Source organism: Thioclava kandeliae (assembly GCF_040297545.1).
Taxonomy (GTDB): Bacteria; Pseudomonadota; Alphaproteobacteria; order Rhodobacterales; family Rhodobacteraceae; genus Thioclava; species Thioclava kandeliae.
Window position 1 is genome coordinate 16,805 of sequence record NZ_JAYWLC010000017.1, and the last position, 20,440, is coordinate 37,244.

At 62.2% G+C, this 20,440-nt stretch carries 19 protein-coding genes; 10 read left to right on the forward strand and 9 right to left on the reverse strand.

From position 1 onward, the window contains the following. Nucleotides 1–70 precede the first annotated feature (70 nt). On the forward strand, nucleotides 71–1,630 hold the full coding sequence (locus VSX56_RS16035) for a 2-isopropylmalate synthase (protein WP_350938647.1): 1,560 nt from the start codon (nucleotides 71–73) through the stop codon (nucleotides 1,628–1,630). Nucleotides 1,631–1,663: 33 nt separating this feature from the next. On the opposite strand, the gene VSX56_RS16040 is transcribed toward VSX56_RS16035, so the two are convergent. After that, nucleotides 1,664–2,656 (reverse strand): acyltransferase family protein, encoded by a 993-nt coding sequence (locus VSX56_RS16040; RefSeq protein WP_339111875.1) that lies wholly within the window; start codon nucleotides 2,654–2,656, stop codon nucleotides 1,664–1,666. A gap of 284 nt (nucleotides 2,657–2,940) precedes the next feature. On the opposite strand from VSX56_RS16040, the gene VSX56_RS16045 reads away from it, so the two are divergent. The 6 genes from VSX56_RS16045 to VSX56_RS16070 all read left to right on the forward strand — a co-directional run bounded on the left by VSX56_RS16045 (nucleotide 2,941) and on the right by VSX56_RS16070 (nucleotide 9,687). After that, nucleotides 2,941–3,978, forward strand: coding sequence for a rod shape-determining protein (locus VSX56_RS16045; RefSeq protein WP_339111874.1), 1,038 nt, complete (start codon nucleotides 2,941–2,943; stop codon nucleotides 3,976–3,978). Between the two features lie 120 nt (nucleotides 3,979–4,098). Further along, nucleotides 4,099–5,025, forward strand: coding sequence for a rod shape-determining protein MreC (gene mreC, locus VSX56_RS16050; protein ID WP_339111873.1), 927 nt, complete (start codon nucleotides 4,099–4,101; stop codon nucleotides 5,023–5,025). Next, nucleotides 5,018–5,557: a rod shape-determining protein MreD gene (locus tag VSX56_RS16055; protein WP_350938588.1), complete on the forward strand. Its 540-nt coding sequence runs from the start codon at nucleotides 5,018–5,020 to the stop codon at nucleotides 5,555–5,557. The genes mreC and VSX56_RS16055 overlap by 8 nt, the downstream gene beginning before the upstream one ends. Nucleotides 5,558–5,632: 75 nt before the next feature. Then, complete coding sequence (gene mrdA, locus VSX56_RS16060; protein WP_350938590.1) at nucleotides 5,633–7,579, forward strand: penicillin-binding protein 2; 1,947 nt, start codon at nucleotides 5,633–5,635, stop codon at nucleotides 7,577–7,579. Nucleotides 7,580–7,590: 11 nt separating this feature from the next. Then, entirely contained in the window at nucleotides 7,591–8,736 is a 1,146-nt protein-coding gene (gene rodA, locus VSX56_RS16065; protein ID WP_339114413.1) for a rod shape-determining protein RodA, read from the forward strand. A gap of 9 nt (nucleotides 8,737–8,745) precedes the next feature. Continuing rightward, nucleotides 8,746–9,687, forward strand: a complete 942-nt coding sequence (locus VSX56_RS16070) for a 2-hydroxyacid dehydrogenase (RefSeq protein ID WP_350938592.1) — start codon at nucleotides 8,746–8,748, stop codon at nucleotides 9,685–9,687. A 29-nt stretch (nucleotides 9,688–9,716) separates the two neighbouring features. Here VSX56_RS16070 and hisG read toward each other — a convergent pair whose 3' ends face one another. The 3 genes from hisG to hisS are packed head-to-tail and all read right to left on the reverse strand — an operon-like array spanning nucleotide 9,717 to nucleotide 12,993. Next, the gene (gene hisG / locus VSX56_RS16075) at nucleotides 9,717–10,424 is read right to left on the reverse strand and encodes an ATP phosphoribosyltransferase (RefSeq protein WP_339114411.1); all 708 of its coding nucleotides are present in this window, start codon (nucleotides 10,422–10,424) and stop codon (nucleotides 9,717–9,719) included. Continuing rightward, nucleotides 10,421–11,491, reverse strand: a complete 1,071-nt coding sequence (locus VSX56_RS16080) for an ATP phosphoribosyltransferase regulatory subunit (protein ID WP_350938595.1) — start codon at nucleotides 11,489–11,491, stop codon at nucleotides 10,421–10,423. The genes hisG and VSX56_RS16080 overlap by 4 nt, the downstream gene beginning before the upstream one ends. Next, nucleotides 11,491–12,993, reverse strand: a complete 1,503-nt coding sequence (gene hisS, locus VSX56_RS16085; RefSeq protein WP_350938597.1) for a histidine--tRNA ligase — start codon at nucleotides 12,991–12,993, stop codon at nucleotides 11,491–11,493. Before hisS ends, VSX56_RS16080 begins: the two co-directional genes overlap by 1 nt. A 186-nt stretch (nucleotides 12,994–13,179) precedes the next feature. On the opposite strand from hisS, the gene VSX56_RS16090 reads away from it, so the two are divergent. Next, nucleotides 13,180–13,383 (forward strand): SlyX family protein, encoded by a 204-nt coding sequence (locus tag VSX56_RS16090; protein ID WP_339114409.1) that lies wholly within the window; start codon nucleotides 13,180–13,182, stop codon nucleotides 13,381–13,383. A gap of 85 nt (nucleotides 13,384–13,468) precedes the next feature. Here the strand turns inward: VSX56_RS16090 and VSX56_RS16095 are convergent, their stop codons facing one another. Continuing rightward, complete coding sequence (locus VSX56_RS16095) at nucleotides 13,469–14,197, reverse strand: SDR family NAD(P)-dependent oxidoreductase (RefSeq protein ID WP_339114408.1); 729 nt, start codon at nucleotides 14,195–14,197, stop codon at nucleotides 13,469–13,471. Nucleotides 14,198–14,359: 162 nt separating this feature from the next. On the opposite strand from VSX56_RS16095, the gene argB reads away from it, so the two are divergent. After that, on the forward strand, nucleotides 14,360–15,253 hold the full coding sequence (gene argB, locus VSX56_RS16100; RefSeq protein WP_339114407.1) for an acetylglutamate kinase: 894 nt from the start codon (nucleotides 14,360–14,362) through the stop codon (nucleotides 15,251–15,253). 128 nt (nucleotides 15,254–15,381) lie between these two features. Further along, nucleotides 15,382–15,903, forward strand: a complete 522-nt coding sequence (locus VSX56_RS16105; RefSeq protein ID WP_350938600.1) for a SixA phosphatase family protein — start codon at nucleotides 15,382–15,384, stop codon at nucleotides 15,901–15,903. A gap of 36 nt (nucleotides 15,904–15,939) precedes the next feature. On the opposite strand, the gene VSX56_RS16110 is transcribed toward VSX56_RS16105, so the two are convergent. The 4 genes from VSX56_RS16110 to VSX56_RS16125 form a co-directional block, all read right to left on the reverse strand. Continuing rightward, nucleotides 15,940–16,782 (reverse strand): 3-oxoadipate:acetyl-CoA acetyltransferase, encoded by an 843-nt coding sequence (locus VSX56_RS16110; RefSeq protein ID WP_350938602.1) that lies wholly within the window; start codon nucleotides 16,780–16,782, stop codon nucleotides 15,940–15,942. Nucleotides 16,783–16,957: 175 nt separating this feature from the next. Continuing rightward, nucleotides 16,958–17,728, reverse strand: coding sequence for an amino acid ABC transporter ATP-binding protein (locus tag VSX56_RS16115; RefSeq protein ID WP_339114469.1), 771 nt, complete (start codon nucleotides 17,726–17,728; stop codon nucleotides 16,958–16,960). Between the two features lie 24 nt (nucleotides 17,729–17,752). Continuing rightward, nucleotides 17,753–19,069, reverse strand: coding sequence for an amino acid ABC transporter permease (locus tag VSX56_RS16120; RefSeq protein ID WP_350938604.1), 1,317 nt, complete (start codon nucleotides 19,067–19,069; stop codon nucleotides 17,753–17,755). 1 nt (nucleotide 19,070) lies between these two features. Further along, nucleotides 19,071–20,324: an amino acid ABC transporter permease gene (locus tag VSX56_RS16125; RefSeq protein WP_339114403.1), complete on the reverse strand. Its 1,254-nt coding sequence runs from the start codon at nucleotides 20,322–20,324 to the stop codon at nucleotides 19,071–19,073. Nucleotides 20,325–20,440 lie beyond the last annotated feature (116 nt).

Consider the following 20,440-nt stretch of genomic DNA (forward strand, 5'->3'; position numbering starts at 1 on the left):
GCGGTTTGCTGGCCATCGGGGTTCAGACGCGTTAAGAGCCGATTACGAGGAGACAACCATGGCTGCGAACATGACCGATAATTCCCAAGTTCTGATTTTTGACACCACCTTGCGTGATGGCGAGCAATCGCCGGGTGCGACGATGAGCCATAACGAGAAGCTCGAGATCGCAGGGCTGCTCGATGAAATGGGCGTGGATATTATCGAAGCAGGATTCCCGATCGCCTCCGAAGGCGATTTCGCTGCTGTCAGCGATATTGCCAAAAACTCGAAGAATTCGGTGATCTGCGGCCTGAGCCGCGCCAATTTCAAGGATATCGACCGCTGCTGGGAGGCCGTGAAACACGCCGCCCGCCCGCGCATCCATACCTTCATCGGCACCTCGCCCAGCCACCGCGAGATCACCAAGCTCAATCAGGACGAAATGGTCGAGCGCATCTTCGAGACCGTCACCCATGCCCGCAACCTGTGCGAGGATGTGCAATGGTCGGCAATGGATGCGATCCGCACCGAGCGTGACTATCTCTGCCGCGTGGTCGAAACCGCGATCAAGGCCGGCGCCACCACAATCAACATCCCCGACACCGTAGGCTACACCCTGCCCGACGAATCGGCCGACATCATCCGTATGCTGTTGGAGAAGGTTCCGGGTGCCTCGGATGTGATCTTTGCCACCCATTGCCACAATGACCTCGGCATGGCGACCGCCAACAGCCTGGCGGCGGTTTCGGCAGGTGCGCGCCAGATCGAGTGCACGATCAACGGCTTGGGCGAGCGTGCGGGCAATACCGCGCTCGAAGAGGTCGTCATGGCCCTGCGCGTCCGTAAAGATTTGATGCCCTACGAGACCAAGATCGACACGACCAAGATCATGAACCTCTCGCGTCGCGTGTCCCAAGTGTCGGGCTTTGCGGTGCAGTTCAACAAGGCGATCGTCGGCAAGAACGCGTTCCTGCATGAATCGGGCATCCACCAGGACGGCGTATTGAAAAACGTCGAGACCTTCGAGATCATGAAGCCCGCCGATATCGGCATCACCGAGACCAATATCGCGATGGGCAAGCATTCGGGCCGTGCCGCGCTGCGCTCGAAGCTGAAGGAACTGGGATACGATCTGGCCGATAACCAGCTGCAGGACGTATTCGTACGCTTCAAGGCTTTGGCCGACCGCAAGAAAGAGGTCTATGACGAGGACATCCTCGCGCTGATGACCGATAGCGTCGTCAATACCGGCGAGGACCATCTGCAGGTGAAGAAACTGCGCGTGGTCTGCGGCTCGGACGGTCAGGAAGCCGATCTGGTGATGACCGTTGCGGGCGAGGAGAAAAAGGCCACCTGCGAGGGCGACGGCCCCGTTGATGCCTGCTTCAATGCGGTCAAACAGATCTTCCCGCATGGCGCGCGCCTGAAGCTCTATCAGGTGCAGGCCGTGACCGATGGCACTGATGCGCAGGCCACCGTGATGGTGCGTCTGGAAGAGGATGGCCGTATCGTGACCGGTTCGGCGGCGGATACCGACACCATTCTGGCCTCGGTCAAGGCGTATGTCGGTGCGCTCAACCGCCTGATTCTGCGCCGCACCAAGACGGCACCGGATGCCGATATGAAGACGGTCTCCTTCAAGGAATAAAGCAGAACGGCGCGGGCATCCCCCGCGCCGTTTTCACAAGACGGGAATAGACCGGTTGACCTGCCGCAGGACCGGCACCGAGGCCAGTGACAGCGCGATCACCGCCAGCCCCAGCGCCAGCTTTGGCAAGTCGGGCAGCGCCATCCCCAGCACATTGATCCACAGCACATGGACCAGATAGATCCCCGTGGACCATACGGGCGAGATCTGCCAGCCGCCGCCCTGCCCTTTCAGCGTCAGGAACAGCACAGGGATAAAGAGCGCGCTCGACAGGAAGATGTCGAACGGCCCGACCGCGTTGAAGACCAGATCGTTCATCCCGATCTCGGCGGCGAAGATCGCGCCTGTAACGCCCAGAAGGAGGCGCCGACCCGTCTGTGTCAGCCCATCCCAGCGGCCCTGAAGCCGTGCTGCCACATATCCCAGTGCCATGAAAGGAAAGGCGAAAAATAGGAAATTCCGCGCCAATGCTCCATCCGCCGAAATCGGCAGGCTTTCATGGACCGGGCTCTGGTCCACCCGCTGGCCATATTGCAGCGCCGCGCCGAGGAAGAGGATCGCCACCGCAAGCCCGATCAGCACTTTCGGGGAGAGCCCCCGCACCAGATAGAGCATCACCGCCGAGATCAGCGCCGCCAGCAGATACCAGAGTTGCCAGTAACCCACGATGACATTGGTGACGAAGAGCGGAAGGGTCGCATCGCTGATCCAGAACGGCAGATAGATCAGTGTCCAGATCGCGTAGAGCCCCGCCATCCGCCTCAAGAGGTGCCCGATCCCGCGTTTAACCTGTCTGTCAAAATAGAACCCCGTCACAAACAGGAAGAACGGCACCCCGAGCCGCGCGAGATTGTTTCCGATAAGGATATTCAGAGGGCGCGACAGATCGCTGAAAATACCGGTATGCAGACACACGATCGAGAGCGCGAATAGGATCTTCGTCCATTCGATCGCGGCAATCCGCGTGGATTGCGTTCTTGGATGCGGCTGCGCGTCACGTCCGGCCCATTGCAAACTCTGTGTCATGGCTCCTCCTGACGCGCGTAACGACAAGACGGAAGGCACAGGTCCGACACCATCGCGTGAAAATCAGGCATGTTCGAAAAGTGACACTATCCACGCAGAAAACCGCCTATTTGACGGCCAAAAATTGCGTAAATCACACTCGCAAGTATGTGATTGGCGGATAGGGGCGTCATTGCAATGTCGTGAGGGCAATTGGACTTTCCGCGTCCCTATTCCTTGACTATACGGTCTGGGGGCGACCGTATGAGTCGCCGAAGGCTTTACAGGGCAGTGCAGGACGAAACATGGTTAGCTTGGGCGGAATCTTTTCATCAGACATGGCGATCGACCTCGGGACGGCGAACACGCTGGTCTACGTGAAAGGGCGTGGCATCGTCTTGAACGAGCCCTCCGTGGTGGCTTACCACGTCAAGGACGGCAAGAAGCAGGTGCTGGCCGTGGGCGAGGACGCGAAACTGATGCTGGGCCGGACGCCCGGCTCCATCGAGGCGATCCGCCCGATGCGCGAAGGCGTCATCGCCGATTTCGACAGCGCCGAAGAGATGATCAAATATTTTATCCGTAAGGTGCATCGCCGCTCGACCCTGTCCAAGCCCAAGATCATCGTCTGTGTGCCCCATGGCGCGACGCCGGTGGAAAAACGCGCGATCCGCCAGTCGGTGATCTCGGCAGGCGCCCGCCGCGCCGGCCTGATCGCCGAGCCGATTGCCGCAGCCATCGGTGCAGGCATGCCCATCACCGACCCCACGGGCTCGATGGTCGTGGATATCGGCGGAGGCACCACCGAGGTGGCCGTGCTCTCGCTGGGCGATATCGTCTATGCACGTTCGGTGCGTGTGGGCGGTGACCGCATGGACGAAGCCGTGATCTCCTATCTGCGCCGCAACATGAACCTCCTGATCGGCGAAGCCACCGCCGAGCGGATCAAGACCTCCATCGGCTCGGCCCGTATGCCCGATGACGGGCGTGGCACCTCCATGTCGGTGCGTGGCCGCGATATCCTCAACGGCGTGCCGAAAGAGGTCGAGATCACGCAGGCGCAGATCGCCGAGGCGCTGGCCGAACCCGTGCAGCAGATCTGCGATGCGGTGATGCAGGCGCTCGAGACAACCCCGCCGGATCTGGCCGCCGATATCGTCGACCGTGGCGTGATGCTGACCGGTGGCGGCGCGCTTCTGGGCGAACTGGATCTGGCGCTGCGCGAGCAGACGGGCCTGTCGATCTCGATCGCGGACCAGTCGCTGAACTGTGTGGCCCTCGGCACCGGCAAGGCACTGGAATACGAAAAACAGCTGCGTCATGTGATCGATTTCGACAGCTAAGACGCGTGTAGGAATGTGATGAGAGGCGGGCGTCTGCTGCGTTGAGCGGGGCGCCCGTTTTCGTTATAACCCCGCCAGATCGGGCCGCTCGTGCCCAACCCCAGAATTCCGGAGTGGACAGTGGCACGAAACCGCGACGAAGAGGACTATCTCGGCCCCCTGCGCCGGATCGTCATTGCCATTCTCGTGCTCGCCCTCGTGGCAGCGGTCATCTTGTGGCGCGTGGACAATCCGCGCGTCGAGCGTCTGCGTTCGGCCTTTATCGACCGTTATGTGCCGACCTTCGACTGGGCGATGGTGCCGGTGACCAAGGTGTTGGACATGGCCGAGGGCTTCCAGTCCTACACGCGGATCTATGAACAGAACCAGGAGCTTCGCCGCGAGCTGCAGCAGATGAAGGCGTGGAAAGAGGCCGCCGTCCAGCTGGAGCAGGAAAACGCCAAGCTGCTGGCGCAGAACAATGTCCGGCTCGATCCCAAACTGACCTCCGTCTCGGGCGTGGTGATGGCCGATAGCGGCTCGCCCTTCCGGCAGTCGGTGCTGCTGAATATCGGCTCGCGTGACGGGATCGTGGATGGCTGGGCGACGATGGATGGCTTGGGGCTCGTGGGGCGCATTTCGGGTGTGGGCAAGACCACCTCGCGGGTGGTTCTGCTGACCGATTCTTCCTCGCGCATTCCGGTCACGCTGCAGCCCTCCGGCCAGCGCGCGATCATGTCGGGCGACAACTCCCCCTTCCCCGCGCTCGATTTCATCGAACATCCCGACCGGATCCGTGCGGGCGACCGCATCATCAGCTCGGGCGATGGCGGGGTATTTCCGGCGGGTCTGCTGGTGGGTCAGGTGGTCGAGCGCAACGGCCGCCTGAGGGTCCGGCTTGCCGCCGATTACGAGCAGCTCGAATTCCTCAAGGTCTTACGCTCCTATCCGGCCGAGCAGTTGAAGGGCGTGGGCGCCCTCATCCCGCCGCCCGTCGGCAAAATCGACCGCGAGCAGCAGGCCCTACCCCCCGCCCCCAAGACATCCACCGGGCAAAGCAATGGTTGACCCGCTCACCTCCCGCATCTGGGCGCACAGGCTGCTGTTTGTGGTGATCATCTCGGTCATCATCTTCATCCGCCTGCTACCGATCTCGCCCACCTATCACGGGATACCGGGGCCGGATCTGTGCCTTGCCTTCGCCCTTGCATGGGTGCAGCGCAAACCCGATTATGTGCCTGCCATCCTGATCATCGCGGTATTTTTCGTGCAGGATCTGGTCTTCTGGCGCGCACCGGGGCTGTGGACGCTGATCGTGCTGATGGCCACTGAATGGTTGCGCCGCCGCGAGACCCGCCTACGCGAGATGCCCTTTGCCATGGAACTGGCCATGATCGCCGCCCTTCTGGTGATGATGGTCTTCCTGGAACGGATCGTGATGACCCTGATGATGGCCGACCAGCCCCCCTTGGGCCGCGTGCTGCTGCAGGCGCTGACCACGCTGATCGCCTATCCCTTCGTCGTGGCGCTGTCGCGGCTGGCCTTCGGGGTCAAACGCGCCGTGCCGGGCGAGGTGGACGATCTGGGACATCGCGTCTGACCAAAAAACTCCCGCAGGCAGCCACTGCCCGCGGCCCCGCCGAAGTTCAGCCCCTTTCCGAAGGAAGGACCGCCCATGAAACAGACCGAGAAAACGATCCGCGAGAGCAAAAGCCGCATTACGCGACGCGCGCTCATGCTGGGCGGTATCCAGTTGGGGGTCATGGGTATTCTGGGCGAGCGTATGCGCAAGATGCAGCTCGAGGATTCCGAGCAATACCGGACGATGGCCGAGGGCAACTCGGTCAAGTTCCGGCTGATCCCGCCGACGCGCGGGCTGATCTACGAGCGCAACGGGGTGCTGATTGCGGGGAATGAACAGCTCTACCGCATTTCCATTACCCGTGAGGATGTGGACGATCTGGACCGTGTCATGACCGATCTGCGCGCACTGATCCCGATGACCGATGAGCAGGTCGCCGATATCCGCGACGAATTGCGCAAGCGCGCCCGCACCGTGCCGGTGACCGTGGCCGACCGTGTCAGCTGGGAGGAATTCTCGCGCGTGGCGGTCAATGCGCCCTCGCTGTCGGGCGTCACCCCCGAGGTGGGCCTCTCGCGCATCTATCCCCGCCATGATGATTTCGCCCATGTTCTGGGCTATGTCGGCCCCGTTTCCAGCTACGATCTCTCGAAAATTCCCGATCCGAGCCCCGTTCTGATGCTCCCCGGTGTGCAGCTGGGCAAGATCGGTGTGGAGGCGAAATTCGAGGAGGAGCTTCGCGGTGAGGCGGGCCAGCGCGAGGTCGAGGTCAATAGCACGGGTCGCGAGATGCGCGAACTGGGCCGCCGCGAGGGGACGCCCGGCGAGAACCTGCAACTGACACTCGATTACAAACTCCAGAATTTCGCACTGCAGCGGATGGGCGATGAATCGGCGGCCTGCGTGGTGCTCGATATCACGAATGGCGATGTGCTGGCCTGTGCCTCGGCGCCGTCCTTTGACGCCAATCTCTTCGTGCGCGGCATCTCGGTGGCCGATTACAAGACCCTGACCGAGGATGACCACCGTCCGCTGGCCGACAAGACCGTGCAGGGCCTTTACCCGCCAGGTTCGACCTATAAACCGGTCGCGGCACTGGCGGCGCTCGAGGCCGGCCTCGTGACCCCCGACGAAAAGGTCTATTGCCGCGGCTATACCGAGATCGCGGGCCGCCGCTTCCACTGCTGGAAAGGCTCGGGGCATGGCTGGCTCAACATGTCCCAGAGCCTCGAGCAGTCCTGCGACTGCTACTATTACGAGATGGCGCAGCGCTGCGGCATCGACCGGATGTCGGCCATGGCCGAGCGTCTGGGTTTCGGCCACAAACCCGATCTGCCGATGTCTGCGGTGCAGGACGGTATCGCGCCCACTCGGGCATGGAAACGCGAGCGGTTCGGCAAGGACTGGCAGGTGGGCGATTCGGTCAACGCGTCCATCGGTCAGGGCTATGTGCTGGTCTCGCCGATGCAGCTGGCGATCATGACGGCGCGGATCGCCTCCGGCAAGGAGATCGTGCCGCATCTCGTCAAATCGAAAAACGGGATCGAGGTGCCCCGCCCCGAGATGCCCCATATGGACCTGCCCGAAGCGATGCTCAACAACGTGCGCCGCGGTATGGATATGGTGGTGAACGGCACACATGCGACGGCGGGCAAATCGAAGGTTGTGAAATCCGAATGGCGCATGGCGGGGAAGACGGGCTCGGCACAGGTGCGTAACATCACGGCCGCCGAGCGCGCCCGCGGGGTGATCCGCAACGACCAACTCCCATGGCGGCGCCGCGACCACGGTCTGTTCGTGTGCTACGCGCCGGTGGATAACCCGCGCTATGCCATTTCGGTGGTTGTCGAACACGGCTCGGGCGGGGCTACCGCCGCGGCGCCAATCGCGCGCGATGTGATGCTGTTTGCCCTGGCCGACGGCCTGCCGCCGCTTGATGCCTATCCGCGTAGCCAGCGCGGCGAGATAGAGGAGCGCTTCTCGAAACTCAACCTCGTCGATCCCGATCTGGCCAGGCCCTCGGGCACCAGCAGAGCGTAAAGGGGCCTGACATGAGCTATCTCGAATCCAATCTCAAGACCGTCCCCACAGGGCTGCGCAAGATCCTCTATATCAACTGGCCGCTGGTGATCCTGCTCTCGGCCGTGGCCTCGGTAGGCTTTTTGATGCTCTACTCGGTGGCAGGCGGTGACATCAAGACATGGGCCCAGCCGCAGATGGAACGCTTCGGCATCGGGATCGCGGCGATGTTCATCGTAGGCTTCACGCCGATATGGTTCTGGCGCAATGTCTCGGCGGTCATCTATATCATCGCGCTGCTTCTGCTGCTGGCGGTGGAGCTGTTCGGGGCGATCGGCATGGGCGCGCAGCGCTGGCTCGAGGTCGGCCCGTTGCGTATCCAGCCCTCCGAGCTGATGAAAATCGCCTTGGTGATGCTGCTGGCCGCCTATTACGACTGGCTCGATGTGAAAAAGGTCTCGCGTCCCCTCTGGGTGCTGATCCCTGTGGTACTGATTTTAATCCCGACCTTCCTTGTGCTGACCCAGCCCGATCTGGGCACGGCGGTCCTCCTCGTGGCAGGCGGGGGGCTGCTGATGTTCTGCGCCGGTGTCAGCCTCTGGTATTTCGGGACCGTCATCGCCATCGTCTGCGCCCTGGTCTTTACCGTGATGGAAAGCCGCGGCACCGACTGGCAGCTCTTGCATGACTACCAGTTCAAACGGATCGATACCTTCCTCGATCCGGGCGCGGACCCGCTGGGCGCAGGCTATAACATCATGCAGGCGCAGATCGCGCTCGGGTCGGGCGGGCTGCATGGGCGCGGCTATATGCAGGGCACCCAATCGCGGCTGAACTTCCTGCCCGAGAAACATACCGACTTCATCTTCACCACACTGGCCGAGGAATTCGGCTTTGTCGGGGCCTTCTCTCTGCTCTGTCTCTATGGCGGGATTATCGGGTTCTGCATCCATTCCGCCCTCCATAACAAGGATCGCTTCTCCTCACTGCTGACATTGGGGATCGCGGGGACATTCTTCCTGTTCTTCGCGATCAACATGGCGATGGTGATGGGGCTGATGCCGGTGGTGGGTGTGCCCCTCCCCCTTGTATCCTATGGCGGAACCGCGATGATGATCTTGCTTGCGGCCTTCGGCCTCGTGCAAAGCGCCCATATCCACCGCCCCCGAACCCGATAGGAATTCCCCATGCCCCGTATCCTCTTTGCCGCCACCGAAGACGACTGGCACGACTACCGCCATTGCCTTCCCCGCGCCTTGCAGGAAAAGGGCATCCAGGCCGAGCTGGTGCCCGTGCATGAGGGCATGGACCCCGCGCTGGTAGACTATATCGTCTATGCGCCAGCAGGCCCGCTTCAGGATTTCAGCCCCTATACCAAGGCCCGCGCCGTGCTCAGCCTCTGGGCGGGGGTCGAAAAGATCGTGGGCAACGCCAGCCTCACCCAGCCCCTCTGCCGCATGGTCGACCACGGGCTGGAGCGCGGGATGGTCGAATGGGTGCTGGGCCATGTGATGGCGCACCATCTCGGGATCGGCTTCTTTGCCGCCCATCAGGATGGCGTTTGGCGCAATGGCCATGCAGCGCCTCTGGCCTCCGACCGCAAGGTAACCGTTCTGGGGCTTGGTGCCTTGGGGCAAGCCTGCGCCAAGATGCTGGCGCAAGTGGGCTTCAACGTCATCGGCTGGAGCCGCAGCCCGAAGGAGATCGAGAGGATTACCTGCCTCTCGGGTGATGCAGGGCTGAAAGAGGCGTTGATCGAGGCCGAGATGCTCGTGACACTGCTGCCGCAAACGCCCCAGACCACCAATCTGCTGGATGCCGCCCATCTGGGGCTTTTGCCGGAGGGGGCTGTAATCCTCAATCCGGGGCGCGGGACGGTGCTGGTGGACGAGGCACTGCTGGCGGCGCTGGATGCCGGCGAAATCGGCCATGCGGTGCTGGATGTGTTCCGCGTGGAGCCTCTGCCCGCGACCCATCCGTTCTGGGCGCATCCGCGCGTGACCGTGACCCCGCATATCGCCGCGGCCACCCGCCCCGAGACGGCATCGAGGGTGATTGCCGAGAATATCGCGAGCGCGGAAGCGGGCCAGCCGCTCCTGCATCTGGTCGACCGCACCCGCGGCTATTGAAAAAGGCGCCCCACGGGGCGCCTTTCCTGTCACAGATCCTGCGTCTCGACCTGTAGCTGCGCCGCAAAGCGGGCGAAATTGTCACAAACCGAACCCCAGTCTGCCGAGCGGGATGCAAAGAGCGTCGCCTGCGACTGGTGGATCAACCCGTCCGACAGGATCTTGAGGTGGTTGGCCCGCAGGGTCTCGCCCGAGGAGGTGATATCGGCAATTGCCTCGGCGGTGAGGTTTTTCACCGTGCCCTCGGTCGCGCCCTGACTATCGACCAACTGGTAATCGGCCACGCCCTCGCGGGTCAGGAACTCGCGCACCAGACGGTGGTATTTCGTGGCGATCCGCAGGCGCATGCCATGGGTCGTGCGGAAGGCATGCGCCACCGCATCAAGGTCTTCCAGCGTATCGACATCGGCCCAGCAATCGGGCACGGCGATGATCAGATCGGCATGGCCAAAGCCCATCGGGGCCAGATCCACCACCTGTTTATTCCAATCGACCAGCTTGTCGCGCACCAGATCGGACCCGGTCACCCCCAGATGGATACGCCCCGCCGCCAGCTCGCGCGGAATCTCGGAGGCCGACAGAAGCACCAGTTCGACGCCCTCGGCCCCCTCGACCGCGCCGGCATATTCTCGGTCGGACCCTGTGCGTTTCAGCGTCACACCGCGCTCGGCGAACCACGCAAAGGTCTTTTCCATCAGCCGCCCCTTGGACGGCACACCCAGCTTGATCATGCTCATCGGCCTGCCTCCAGATCTGCCAGAACGCCCGGACGGATGACGCCCCCTACGGCGGGAATTTCGGCGCCCTGCCCCAGAATACGGGTCAGCGCATCATAGCGCCCTCCCGTGGCCACAGGCGGCATATCGGGGTTCTCGGTGGCAAAGCTGAACACGAACCCGTCGTAATATTCCATCGTGGAGCGCCCGTGGCTCGCGTCAAAGCGCAAGGCACATAGATCGATCCGGCGGGCCTTGAGGGCGGCCAGACGGGTTTCGAGCCGCGCGATCGCCGGAGCAATCGCAGGAATATCCAGCGCACGAAGCGCGGCGGGTGCATCCTCGGCGGCGCAGTTGAGCGCAAAGAGCGCATCGAGTTTCTCGACATCGGCACGGGAAATCGGCGCGGCCTCGGCCTCTTCCTTCAGCACGGAAATCCGCAGCTCCATCTCGCCCGAAGACCGCAGACCGATCCACGGCGCTTCCGAGCGCATGCCGCCCAGCGTCTCGCGGCGGGTCTCGGGCACGGGGACCAAACCTGCATAACGCTGCAAGAGCTTCTGGAACCGCGCGGGCCGCCAGATATGACGCGAGAGCGCCGCCTTGCGGGCGGGCATCGTATCGAGCCCGTCCACAGCCGCCCGCAGGATACCGAAATCACCCATGGTGGCGGTCAGACCCAGCCGCGACAACAGACCGTTGAAGAGCGCGAACACCTCGGCATCGGCAGTCTCGGGATCCTCGCGGTCAAAGACCTCGTAGCCCACCTGCTGATATTCCACCGCGCGGGCGGAGCCCAGATGGTCCTGACGACGGAAAACCTCGCCCAAGTAACAATAGCGCGCGGGCTCGGCGCCGCCGGCCATATGCGCCTGCACCACAGGCACGGTAAAATCGGGGCGCAGCATCATCTCGCCCTGACCCGGATCATGGGTCACATAGGCACGGGCGCGGATATCCTCGCCGTAAAGGTCCAGCAGCACCTCGGCGGGTTGCAGGATATCAGGCTGGACCTCCGCCGCCCCGGCCGAGAGGAAGGATTGCAGGATGCGCTGGCCGGTGGCACGGGCCTCGGTCTTGGTCGCCATCATTTCACCTCGTAGCGGGCCAGCATCTTGCGCGTCTCGGCCACCAGATCGGCGCGCGAGACCTCGACCTGAGCGGGCTGCGATTTCCATTCCTCGAGGCTGGCCTCTTGCGCAAGCTTGGCGCCCAGAACCAGATCCTTGAGCTGCAGCACACCGCGATCGGCCTCATCCGAGCCTTGGATCACCGCCACAGGGCTTTCACGTTTATCTGCATATTTCAGCTGGTTACCGAAGTTCTTGGGATTGCCCAAGTAAACTTCGGCACGGATGCCAGCGGCGCGCAGCTCTGCGGCCATCAACTGGTATTCGCCCATCCGGTCGCGGTCCATGACCGTGATCACCACGGGACCTTGGTGGCTGGCACCGATCCGGCCCTTGGCCCGCAGGGCGGCCAGAAGACGGTCCACACCGATGGAGACGCCGGTGGCGGGCACCTCTTGGCCGGTAAAGCGCTTGACCAGATCATCATAGCGACCGCCGCCCGAGACCGAACCGAACTGGCGCTTGCGGCCCTTCTCGTCAAGGATCTCGAAGGTGAGTTCCGCCTCGAAGACGGGTCCGGTGTAATAGCCAAGGCCGCGCACGACGGAAGGATCGATCTCGATCCGGTCGGAACCGAAGCCCTGGATGTCGAGGAGTTCCGCGATCTCTTCAAGCTCGTTGACGCCCTCGGCGCCGATCAGCGACCCGCCGACAAGCTCACGCAGACGCGCGGCCGTGGCGGTGCCGTTCTCGCGTTTTGCCGACATGAAGCCCATGACGATGTCGCATTGTTCGGGGGAAAGCCCCGCGCCCTTGGTGAAATCGCCCGACTCGTCGAGACGGCCGGGGCCCATCAGAAGGCGCACGCCCTCCTCGCCGAATTTGTCGAATTTGTCGATGGCGCGCAGGACCGTGCCGCGCTCGTCCTCGAAGCGGGCCGGATCGGAGGGGTCGAGCACGCCCGCCATCTCCATCACGCCGTTCAGCACCTTGCGGTTATTGACGCGCACGAGATAGTCGCCCCGCGGGATACCCACCGCCTCGAGCGAGGTGGAGAGCATGCCGCAGATCTCGGCATCCGCTGCGACCGATGCCGCACCAACCGTGTCGGCATCGCATTGATAGAACTGGCGGAAGCGTCCCGGACCGGGTTTCTCATTGCGCCAGACAGGCCCCATCGTATAGCGGCGGTAGGGGCTCGGAAGGTCATTGCGGAACTGCGCCGCGACCCGCGCGAGAGGAGCCGTCATATCATAGCGCAGCGCCAGCCATTTGCCGTCATCTTCCTCCTGCCATGCGAAGACGCCGGCATTCGGGCGGTCCACATCGGGAAGGAATTTGCCAAGCGCCTCGACCGTTTCCACAGCCGAGGTTTCCAGCGGATCGAATCCATGGGAGCGATAGACCTCGGCAATGGTCGCGAGCATTTCCTGACGCTCGGTCACTTCCGAACCGAAGTAGTCGCGGAAGCCTTTCGGCGCTTCGGCCTTCGGGCGGGGCTGTTTCTTCTGCTTGGCCATGGTCTTTCCCAATACTGGTTGTGCGCAAGGCAATAGCGGCTTGCGCCAAGGGGGGCAAGGCTTTGGGAGGGGTTTCAGGGTGCTTTGGGACAGGGTCGGATTGATGATTTCCCTTCGGGCACGGGCGTGGCATAAGCACGCCAGACCTTTCGGGCGGCACGCGCCGCCCACGGAACGGAGAGCGCAATGGACCGCAGCACGGAACTCGAAGAGAAACTCGCCCACCTGACCCGCACGGTCGAGGACCTGTCGGATGTCGTCGCACGGCAGGATGCGCAGATCACTAAACTGGAGCGTCGGGTATCGATGTTGCTGGAGCGCGAGGCGCAGCGCGAATATGACGATAGCAGCGCGATCCCGCTAGCCGACCAGCGCCCGCCGCACTGGTGAGGAAGGCGGGCCTCGGCGCGGCGGGGCATCGAGCCCCTTGCGCCTCGCGAAGACCGCCCCCGAGGGGCGGCTTCGGGTGCCTCACTCAGACGTGTTGTCCGCCATTGACCTCGATCTCGGTGCCGGTGACATAGCTCGACGCATCCGAGCAGAGATAATAAATCAGATCGGCCACTTCCTTCGGCTCGCCCAGACGGCGCATCGGGATATTCTCGACGATCTTCTCGGTGCCGGGACTGAGGATCGAGGTTGCGATCTCGCCCGGTGCGATGGCATTCACCCGCACACCATAGGGACCGAAATCATGTGCCATCTCGCGGGTCAGCGCCTTGAGGGCTGCCTTGGAGGTCGCATAGGCCGCACCCGCAAAGGGATGCACCCGCGAGCCCACGATCGAGGTCACATTGACCACCGATCCCTTGGCCGCGCAGAGCTCTTCCTTCAGCCCGCGCGCCAGAACGATCGAGGCGAAGAAGTTGACATGGAACACTTTTCCCCATGTCCGCAGATCCGTTTCCAGCGCCGAGAGCCGCCCGCCGGTTTCGGTCTTGGGCGAGATCCCCGCATTATTGACCAGCGCATGCAGCTTGCCATCGAGGCGTGAATGGATCTCGCTGATCCCATCCATCGTCTGCTGCGGATCGGCGAGATCGATCTGGATATGGTCCTCCTCGCCGCCCCATGGGCAGCGCGGGTCGAAGGGTTGACGCGAGCAGGTCAGCACCCGCCAGCCCTCGCTGTCGAAGCGTTTGACCGTCGCGTGGCCGATCCCCCGGCTTGCGCCCGTCAACAGGATCACTTTGCGTTCGTCCATCAGCACGACTCCTTAAACCGAATGGTTAAACCCTAGTAGTTCCGTCGGGAACTGCAAGCCTTAGCTCTGCGCGCGCGCCCCGCGTCACCGGACGGCCGGAGAGGGGCCTTCACACTCCGGCCAGAACGGCTTAACAAAGGACCATCCTTTCGGAGACAGCGCATGAGACCCCAGACCATGAACCAAGACTGGCCCGCCGCCGCCCGCACCCTTTCGGAAGCCCTGCCCTACCTGCAGCGCTACACCGGAGCCGTCGTTGTTGTGAAATTCGGCGGCAACGCCATGGGCGATGACGAGGCGATGGCCCAGTTCGCCCGCGACATCGTGCTGATGCGACAGGTCGGTGTAAACCCCGTGGTGGTCCATGGTGGCGGCCCGATGATCAACGAGATGCTGGAAAAGCTGAACATCAAATCGGATTGGGTGCGCGGCAAGCGTGTCACCGACAAGGCCACGGTCGAAGTGGTCGAGATGGTGCTGACCGGCCTCGTGAACAAGCGGATCGTTCAGGCGATCATGGATGAGGGCGGACGCGCCGTGGGGATCTCCGGCAAGGATGACGACCTGATGGTGTGTGAGGCTGATGATCCCGAGCTGGGCTATGTCGGCCGTCCCGTCGAGATGAATGTGCAGGTGATCCGCGATCTCTACAATGCGGGAATCATTCCGGTGATCGCGCCGGTTGCCACCGGCATGAACGATAACGAGACCTTCAATGTGAATGGTGACACCGCCGCCGGCGCGATTGCCGGTGCTCTGAAGGCTGACCGCCTGCTGCTGCTGACCGATGTGAAGGGCGTGAAGAACAAGGAAGGCGAGGTTGTCACCCAGATGACCCCCGAGGATGTCCGGGCAATGATCGAGGACGGCACCATTGCCGGCGGTATGATCCCCAAAACCGAAACCGCGCTGGCTGCTGTCGAGGCGGGCGTTCGTGCGGTGGTGATCCTTGATGGGCGCGTGGACAATGCCTGCCTGCTGGAGCTGTTCACCGAAGGCGGTGCGGGCTCGATGATCCGCTCGAGCGCGCCGCGCGTGGCGCCCAAGAACGGTTAAGCCTACCCGTAAATACCGTGCGAAATCCGCAAGCTCCCCTTGCATGGGGGCTTGCGGCGGGTCCGCTGGCTTGACACAGTGGCCGCGTTCCCATCAATATTCCGACACTAGACCAGAGGGCTTGCCATATGACGACTCCTGCAGGATATCGCCGACTGATCCTGACGCGACATGCAAAGTCCAGCTGGGATGACCCGACGCAGGACGATTTTGACCGCCCGCTGAATGCGCGGGGGCGGTTTGCCGCAAGCGAGCTGGGAGATTTTCTGGCCTCCCGCGGGCTCGAGCCGGAAGAGGTGCTGTGCTCGCCTGCCGCTCGCACACAGGAGACCTGGGCAAGGGTCAAGGGCGCGGTGCTTGAAAGCCTGCCCGAGGAGCATATCATCCCCGAGCTCTATCAGGCCAATGCCGCCCAGCTTCTGGCCTCGCTGAAACAGGCGACGATGCCCACGGTGATGATGCTGGCCCATAATCCGGGCATCGCCGATTTCGCGGCCAGCCTGCCTGCGCGGGTGCCGCTGAGCGGTGATTTCCGCCGTTATGTGACCTGTGCCACGCTGATCGTGGATTTCCAGATCGACAGCTGGTCCGACCTGGAACCCGGCACAGGGTCAGTGCTCGATTTCTTCACGCCGAGCCGCCGCGGCTGAGGCTGGGCCACCCGCAAGAGGAGGCCCCACCGCTGATCAGGCCGGTTGCGGCAGAGGCAGCTTGAGCAGTTCGCGCGCCTCGTTCCATGTGGCAACGGGGCGTTCGTATGTCTCGCAGAGATCTGTGACACGGCGCACGAGAGCGGCGTTTGACGGCGCCAATGTGGTTTTATCCAGACGGATATTATCCTCGAGCCCGCAACGCGCATGACCGCCATTGGCCACCGACCACTCGTTGACGGTGATCTGGTCGCGCCCGATCCCGGCAGCACACCATTCGCTCTCGGGCAAGAGCCGCGCCATGGTCTTGCGGTAATAATCGAAGACATCGCGATCCACCGGCATGGCGTTTTTCACGCCCATGACGAATTGCACATAGGGGCTATCAACCAGACGGCCATCGGCATACATCCGCGCCGCCTGATGGATATGGCTGAGGTCAAACGCCTCGATCTCGGGGCGCACGCCATAGGTTTTCATCTCCGAGGCCAGCCAGTCGACCAGATCCGGCGGGTTCTCGTAGACGCGGGTCGGGAAATTGTTCGAGCCGACCGAAAGCGAGGCCATATCGGGGCGCAGCGGCAGCATACCGCCGCGGGTCTGGCCCGCGCCCGAACGCCCACCTGTAGAGAACTGGATGATCATGCCGGGGCAGTGCTTCTCGAGACCTTCCTTGAGGGCCGCGAATTTTTCGGGGTCCGAAGAGGTGGTCTCGTCGTCGTTGCGCACATGGGCATGGACGATGGTCGCACCGGCTTCAAAAGCCTCATGCGTGGATTCGATCTGTTCCGACACCGTGATCGGCACGGCCGGATTATCGGCTTTGCGGGGCAGCGAGCCGGTAATGGCAACGCATATGATGCAGGGTTTTTGTGTCATAATAGTCAGATAGAACGCTTGCGCCCGTGCACTGTCAACTGCTGCTGCAACGCGGCATGGAAAAAGGGGCCGCGCGGGCCCCTTCCGGTTTCATGTGATGGCGGGGCCGGATTGGCTTGGGGCATTGAACCCCAAGCCAATCCGGTCGGGGGCTCTGCCCCCTCCACCGCCCAACTCAGTGGTTGAGGATCTGGCTCAGGAACTGCTTGGTGCGTTCCGATTGCGGGTTGTGGAAGAAATCATGCGGATTGTTCTGCTCGACGATCTGGCCATCGGCCATGAAGATCACGCGGTCGGCCACGGATTGCGCGAAGCCCATCTCGTGGGTCACGCAGAGCATGGTCATCCCCTCTTCCGCCAGCTCGATCATGGTGTCGAGCACCTCCTTGATCATCTCCGGGTCAAGCGCCGAGGTCGGCTCGTCGAAGAGCATGATCTTGGGCATCATGCAGAGCGAACGGGCAATCGCCACACGCTGCTGCTGGCCGCCCGAGAGCATACCCGGATATTTATGGGCCTGATCGGGGATCTTCACCTTCTCGAGGAAATGCATCGCGGTTTCTTCGGCCTGCTTCTTCGGGATCTTGCGAACCCAGATCGGCGCGAGCGTGCAGTTCTCGAGGATCGTCAGATGCGGAAAGAGGTTGAAGTGCTGGAACACCATCCCCACTTCAGAGCGCACCTTGTCGATGTTTTTCAGATCATTGGTCAGCTCGGTGCCATCCACGACAATCTTGCCCGACTGGTGCTCTTCCAGACGGTTGATGCAGCGGATCATGGTGGATTTCCCCGAGCCCGACGGACCCGCGATGACGATGCGCTCGCCACGGGTGACCGTCAGGTCGATATCACGCAGGACGTGGAACTGGCCGTACCACTTGTTCATGCCCTCGATACGGATCGCGACCTCGTCGGAGGCTTTCGGATTGGTGGTTGCCATAGTCATATCAGCCATTTGTCTCTGGCCTCCTTATCGGTGGTCACGTTTCAGCTTGCGCTCGAGATACATCGAGTAGCGCGACATGCCGAAATTGAAGAGGAAGAAGATCACGCCCACGAAGAGGAAGGGTTCCCAATAGACACCCTTCCATTCGAAATTGTTGCGGATCGCATCGGGGATGGATTTCAGCGGGTCATAGAGGCCCACGAAGGTCACGAGTGTTGTGTCCTTGAACATGCCGATGAAGGTCGACACGATGCCGGGGATCGAGATTTTGAGCGCCTGCGGCAGGATGATCAGCCGTTGCGCTTTCCAGTAATCCAGACCCAGCGCATCCGCCGCCTCGTATTGGCCGCGCGGCAGGGCCGCCAGACCGCCACGGATCACTTCCGCGATATAGGCGGCCGAGAACAGCGTAACGAGGATCATTACCCGCAGGATGATGTCGAAATTCGTACCTGGCGGCAGGAAGTAGTTCAGGAGCGTCGAGGCCACGAAGAGAAGCGTGATCAACGGAACGCCACGGATAAACTCGATGAAGACAATCGACAGCGTCTTGATCAGGAACATATTCGACTGGCGGCCAAGCGCCAGCATGATCCCCAAGGGCAACGACAGGCCGATGCCCCCTGCCCCGATGACGATCGCCAGCAGGAAGCCACCGAACTGGTTGGACCCCACAGAGGCGATCGCGACCGGAAGGATGGCACTCAGCCCCGCATCCAGCGGGTCAACCGCGTAGACCCAGAAGAGCACCGGCACGAGGATTGCAGCGATCACAGCGAGGGCCCTGTTCACCGGCGCCAGTGCTTTCAGCAGGACATAGCCGATGAAGAAACCCGCAGCGATCATGACCACCGGCCAGATCGAGCCGCCCCACAGAAGCCAGATGGCAGCCAGCGGGTAGAGGGCGGAGAACGCCAGCATCTTGCGCGGCAGCTGCGAGAACAGCACCGGTGCGATTGCCACGAACAGGCCAAGGAAGACCACAACCGGGCGCCAGTAGAGCTCTGGCGGGTAGAAGCCGAAGATGATCTGGTTCCAGCGGTGATGGATCACGGCCCAGCAAGCGCCGGTTGCCCCCTCACCCCATTTCTCGGTGATGATCTGGCGGCATTCGCTCAGGCTCTCGGCATTCCAGACGCCATGGAGGAACCACGCGTAGAAATGCGAGACGAACAGATAGACAACGATGATGCCCAGAAGGGTCAGTACCGTGTTCGCCCAGCCCGAGAACATATTCTCGCGTAGCCATTTCACCGCGCCGGATTGATTTGACGGCGGTTGTTGCTGGGGCAGCATGGTGTCGCGCACATAGGCGACGGATTGTGCATGTGTATCGCTCATCTCACCGCTCCTTCAGCTTTACCGACCGGTTGTAGAGGTTCATGACGCCGGAAATTGCCAGCGAAACGGCGAGATAGATCAGCATCATCAAGAGGATGGCTTCGATCTCGCGACCGGTCTGGTTCATCGTGATACCGCCCAGCGTGCCGCGCAGGTCCATGTAGCCCACGGCGATTGCCAGCGACGAGTTCTTGGTGAGGTTGAGATATTGCGAGATCAGTGGCGGCACGATCACGCGCAGTGCCTGCGGCAGGATCACGAGCTTCATCGTGCGGTTGGGCCGCAGACCCAGCGCGAAGGCCGCCTCGGATTGCCCGCGCGAGACGGACATGATGCCCGCGCGCACAATCTCGGCGATGAAGGCACCGGTATAGAGCGACAGCCCCAGCCAGAGCGCGACCATCGCGTTCGACACATCGATCCCGCCGGTAAAGTTGAACCGCTCGAGCATCGGCGCGTTCAGCGTCATCCCAAGCGCGGCCAGAAGGGCGATCGCAGGCACAAAGAGGATCAGGAGTGATTTCCACCACGTCGTCGGGCGGACGCCGGTCGCGCTTTGCACACGCGCCGCATGATCACGCAGCTTGCGGTTGGCAAAGATCGACACGGCGACCACGATGACGAAAGCGATGAAATTCAGCGAGATCGGCGCCAGCGCGGTATCGATCGAACCAAGGCCATGAGTGAACTCGATGCCCGGAATATGCGTGCCACGATTGGTAAAGGCCACCGTGTCAAAGAACAGCATCGACGAGGCGGAATTCTCGCCGCGATAGCTTGCCGGAGAGGGCGTCAGCTCGGTCATGACGGCAATCGCCACCAGAATCCACAGCAGAAGCGGAACGTTACGGAACGCTTCGACATAGACCGTCATCAGCCGCGAGATCAGCCAGTTATTCGACAGCCGCAGAATCCCCACGACGATCCCGATAATGGTCGCCGCAATACAGCCGAGGAAGGAGACCCAGAGCGTGTTGAGCAGCCCCACAAGAGCCGCCCGCGCATGGGTATCGTCATTGCTGTAGGGAATCAGCGTCTGGGCGATGTCATAGCCCGCGCGCTGTCCGAGGAAGCTGAAGTTGAAATCTTTTCCAAGCGCTTGGAAATTGGTGATCACGTTATCCACCAGCCAGACTACGCCCAGCATGACGAGGATTAGCGTGATTGTCTGGATGGTCAAAGACCGGTAGCGCGTGTCGTATATGAGATCGCTGAGCCGGAAGCCACGCTCCGGCCCATCATGCGCATTTGCCATTGGTATACCCCTGTGCCTGTGCTGGGCGGCTGTTTGTCGCCAATGAGGTCGTTGCCTCGCCCGCGGGCCATTTTTTGTTCGTTGAATTGAAAAGGGGCGCTGGGTCTCCCGAGCGC

Coding starts and splice junctions, on each gene's coding strand:
- VSX56_RS16045 (WP_339111874.1), top strand. CDS start 2,941: ATGGTTAGCTTGGGCGGAATCTTTTCATCAGACATGGCGATCGACCTC.
- hisS (WP_350938597.1), bottom strand. CDS start 12,993: ATGGCCAAGCAGAAGAAACAGCCCCGCCCGAAGGCCGAAGCGCCGAAA.
- rodA (WP_339114413.1), top strand. CDS start 7,591: ATGAGCTATCTCGAATCCAATCTCAAGACCGTCCCCACAGGGCTGCGC.
- VSX56_RS16095 (WP_339114408.1), bottom strand. CDS start 14,197: ATGGACGAACGCAAAGTGATCCTGTTGACGGGCGCAAGCCGGGGGATC.
- VSX56_RS16070 (WP_350938592.1), top strand. CDS start 8,746: ATGCCCCGTATCCTCTTTGCCGCCACCGAAGACGACTGGCACGACTAC.
- mrdA (WP_350938590.1), top strand. CDS start 5,633: ATGAAACAGACCGAGAAAACGATCCGCGAGAGCAAAAGCCGCATTACG.
- hisG (WP_339114411.1), bottom strand. CDS start 10,424: ATGAGCATGATCAAGCTGGGTGTGCCGTCCAAGGGGCGGCTGATGGAA.
- VSX56_RS16055 (WP_350938588.1), top strand. CDS start 5,018: ATGGTTGACCCGCTCACCTCCCGCATCTGGGCGCACAGGCTGCTGTTT.
- VSX56_RS16110 (WP_350938602.1), bottom strand. CDS start 16,782: ATGACACAAAAACCCTGCATCATATGCGTTGCCATTACCGGCTCGCTG.
- VSX56_RS16120 (WP_350938604.1), bottom strand. CDS start 19,069: ATGAGCGATACACATGCACAATCCGTCGCCTATGTGCGCGACACCATG.
- argB (WP_339114407.1), top strand. CDS start 14,360: ATGAGACCCCAGACCATGAACCAAGACTGGCCCGCCGCCGCCCGCACC.
- VSX56_RS16080 (WP_350938595.1), bottom strand. CDS start 11,491: ATGGCGACCAAGACCGAGGCCCGTGCCACCGGCCAGCGCATCCTGCAA.
- VSX56_RS16105 (WP_350938600.1), top strand. CDS start 15,382: ATGACGACTCCTGCAGGATATCGCCGACTGATCCTGACGCGACATGCA.
- VSX56_RS16040 (WP_339111875.1), bottom strand. CDS start 2,656: ATGACACAGAGTTTGCAATGGGCCGGACGTGACGCGCAGCCGCATCCA.
- VSX56_RS16035 (WP_350938647.1), top strand. CDS start 71: ATGACCGATAATTCCCAAGTTCTGATTTTTGACACCACCTTGCGTGAT.
- VSX56_RS16115 (WP_339114469.1), bottom strand. CDS start 17,728: ATGACTATGGCAACCACCAATCCGAAAGCCTCCGACGAGGTCGCGATC.
- VSX56_RS16090 (WP_339114409.1), top strand. CDS start 13,180: ATGGACCGCAGCACGGAACTCGAAGAGAAACTCGCCCACCTGACCCGC.
- VSX56_RS16125 (WP_339114403.1), bottom strand. CDS start 20,324: ATGGCAAATGCGCATGATGGGCCGGAGCGTGGCTTCCGGCTCAGCGAT.